This window comes from Photobacterium sp. OFAV2-7, assembly GCF_022347985.1.
In the GTDB taxonomy this organism is placed as follows: domain Bacteria; phylum Pseudomonadota; class Gammaproteobacteria; order Enterobacterales; family Vibrionaceae; genus Photobacterium.
The window spans coordinates 1-3,366 of the sequence record NZ_JAKRFQ010000575.1; the positions used below are offsets into that span (position 1 = coordinate 1).

Annotated in this window: 3 protein-coding genes; 2 read left to right on the top strand and 1 reads right to left on the bottom strand. The window is 43.6% G+C overall.

Features of this window, described 5'->3' with window-relative positions; translation table 11 throughout:
• Nucleotides 1-52: 52 nt before the first annotated feature.
• On the bottom strand, nucleotides 53-583 hold the full coding sequence (locus MHN01_RS21095) for a GNAT family N-acetyltransferase (RefSeq protein ID WP_239413252.1): 531 nt from the start codon (nucleotides 581-583) through the stop codon (nucleotides 53-55).
• A gap of 138 nt (nucleotides 584-721) precedes the next feature.
• Between MHN01_RS21095 and MHN01_RS21100 the strand changes: the two genes are divergently transcribed.
• The gene (locus MHN01_RS21100) at nucleotides 722-1,963 is read left to right on the top strand and encodes a leucine-rich repeat-containing protein kinase family protein (RefSeq protein WP_239413254.1); all 1,242 of its coding nucleotides are present in this window, start codon (nucleotides 722-724) and stop codon (nucleotides 1,961-1,963) included.
• 656 nt (nucleotides 1,964-2,619) lie between these two features.
• A partial coding sequence (locus MHN01_RS21105) for a chitinase (protein ID WP_304622883.1) occupies nucleotides 2,620-3,366 on the top strand: 747 nt, incomplete at its 3' end.

The window sequence follows — 3,366 nt, forward strand, 5'->3', positions numbered from 1 at the left end:
TAATTTCGATATTTTGTTGAATCAATTTTTATCTGGCTGCTAAATCAAACTGTTAACGGGCCAATTTACTGTAAATAACCGTACTGGAAAGCTCTCCGGATGGCAGACGTCGATCATTCACCAAAATTGCATCGAGCTTATAACCACACCTTTCAGCAACAGCGCGGCTATTCCTGTTGGTTTCAGCAGCCCGTATTTCCAAACGCAGCGCTTTTAGCTCATTAAATGCATAGTCTTCTATCAAGGAAACCGCTTCGGTAATATACCCCTTCCCTGTTTCTTCAGTATTTAGCCAGTAGCCAATTTCAAAAAAAGGCACCGATTTATCGCGAATAATTAACCCAATCGCACCAAGAAACTTCGAATCACTATTTCGCAGAATGGATAACCTAAGCTCACCCTCAAAACACTCATACTTATCGATGGCTTCTTGCATGTTTTTAATCGACTCAGCCTCTGTGAGCGCATAAGGTACCCAAGGCAAATATACACCGAGCTCGTGTTGACTGGCTCTAATGGCCTCCAGCATAGGCTTGGCCAAATCCATTGAAGGCGGTACTAGTTTGATTCTCTCACTCTGCATATATAAACAACTCCTTCTTATTGGCAGGTTAACGGGATTTAAATTCATGATAAGGGGCAACACCAACTTACCATTTGCTTTGCTTTCTTGTAGACTACGGGCCGTTTTTGAATCCCCTCTTATTCATGGTCCATCATTTTGCATACTCTATCTCAGCTAAAATCTGGTGAATTATCAGGCACTCAGCACTTAAAACTATCAGAAAACCTAACAACTTTCCCAGAAGAAATATTCTCTTTGGCTGACAGTTTAGAAATTCTTGATTTATCGGGTAACCAACTAACGTCATTACCAGGTGATTTGGTTAAGCTTCATAAGCTTAAAATACTCTTTGCCTCAAACAACCTGTTTGAAACATTGCCCGAAGTACTCGGAAAATGCCCTAACCTCGAAATGGTTGGCTTCAAGGCAAACAAAATCTCTAACGTTCCGGCAAACGCCCTGCCTGAAAAACTGCGCTGGCTGATCCTGACGGATAACTGTATCGAGACACTGCCTGACTCACTGGGCGAGCGACCTCGACTGCAAAAGCTGGCCCTTGCAGGTAACCGGTTAACAGAATTACCGCAGACCATGGCTCAGCTAAACAACCTCGAACTGGTTCGTATCTCGGCCAACCAACTGGCTGAATGCCCTGAGCATCTACTAAACCTGCCGAAGCTTGCCTGGCTTGCTTTTTCGGGGAACCCGTTCAGCCAATCAGATCTCGAGATACACTCTGTGCCTGAAGTGGCTTCATCCAGCTATACCCTACAAGAAGTGGTAGGACAAGGTGCATCCGGTGTTATTTCCAAGGCTGCATGGAACCAGCATCAAACAGAATTCCCAAGCGAGATAGCCGTAAAAGTCTTCAAGGGTGAGGTTACAAGTGACGGTTATCCTGAGGATGAGCTGAAAGCTTGCCTGAAAGTAGGCAGACACCCTAATCTGGTCCAGTCTTTGGCACAGGTCAACGAAGAAGACTACTCAGCACTGATTATGGGGCTGATCCCGTCACATTACAGCAATTTGGGTTTCCCGCCGTGCCTGGACAGCTGCACCCGTGATACTTTCCCTCCCGGCTTTACGCTATCTATTGACGAAATAGACAAGATCGTGACTCAAATGCGCGATATCTTTGACCACTTACACACCAATAAGGTCAGTCATGGCGACTTGTACGCACACAACACGCTTTTTAACGAAGAAGCCAACATCATCTTTGGTGACTTCGGTGCCGCAACTATGTATCACATGCTTACTGAGACACAACAACAGAAGATCAGACAGATTGAACAAAGAGCGCTTAATCACTTTATCGACGACCTATTAAATGTGTGCGCCGAAGAAGACAAGCTAAATAAGAAATTCATGCAGCTTAAGCAGCAAATAACGCAATAAATCTGATTTTAAAAAGGCGTTGTTAGAACAATCTAATAATGTCTTATTCGAATATAAAATTCCGGCATATCATTAAATATTTTAACCTTACTCTAGTTATGGCAATAATCTCTCATTGTTAAAATAGCCTTATCACCTACAGTTAAACATTGATAATTTCAAACCTTTCCATTTGAGTAAAAAACGAACACAAATAACATTCATCGATAGAAACACTACAACAAATGAATTGTTCATTTGAATTCACTCGCAGATATAAAAACAAGCACATCATCACCCCGTCAGAGTTAAAATCTGCTTTTTTTCATTATGATGAAATTTCACACCACACTAACGTTTAAAGCTTTAGGCAATCAGATTAATTGACCTTAAACATATCGTTTTCAAGATGATTAAAACGAAAACAAAATATTGAGAATAATCAATTTCAAGTTCTATAGTGAAGTCGCTGCGTGGTTTGACAGTAATTAAGGCTGAAATCTGTGTGTGATATTCAGTCTCTTTACCAAAGGCGGATATGATGAATAAAAGGAAGCGCTTTTAATCCTTAGTTTACTGTGTGTCACAAACTCATCCTCTCCTCAGGTATAGGTACTGCTGTAACCAAACAGCAAGTAATAACAAATCCAATATCTGTCCCTTACAAGGAGTTTCACATGTTAAAGCTAAAGCTTCTGTCTACCTTAATCGGCTGCAGTATAGCGGCAAGCAGTTATGCCATGAGCCCCCAACCCGATCCACAAAACCCAACGGGCTATATTGTATCGAAAGCTGACGTCGTAGCCGCAGAGCAAGCCAAAACGGCAGATCCTATGTATAAAGTCTGGGCTAAGGCACTTGCGACTCGTTCGAACACAATAGTAGAAGCCATTGAACCAGGCCTTGCCAGTAACCCTGAAAACGTCAAACGCGTTGAACGTGTTTTCCCCCAATCTGATTGGGACTTCCTGACTCATATGGCCGCGCCCGAATACACTTATACCCGCTTCCTGCGCGCTATCGGTAAGTTCCCGGCATTCTGTGGTGAGTATACCGATGGCCGTGATTCTGATGCGATCTGTAAGAAGTCGATTATCACTGCATTCGCCCACTTCGCACAAGAAACTGGTGGCCATATCGCTAAGGACAACTATTGGGACAACCCACTTGGACTTGAGGAATGGCAACAAGCACTCGTTCACGTTCGTGAAATGGGCTGGCAAGAAGGTCAACCGGGCTATACCACAGGTTGCGGCCAGAATGACTGGCAAAATAAGCGCTGGCCTTGCTCACCCGGACAGGGATATTTTGGTCGCGGTGCCAAGCAGCTATCCTACCACTTCAACTATGGGCCTTTCTCTGAAGTCATGTATGACGGAGATGCCACAGTACTACTAAATAACCCTGCCCTCGTTGCTGATACC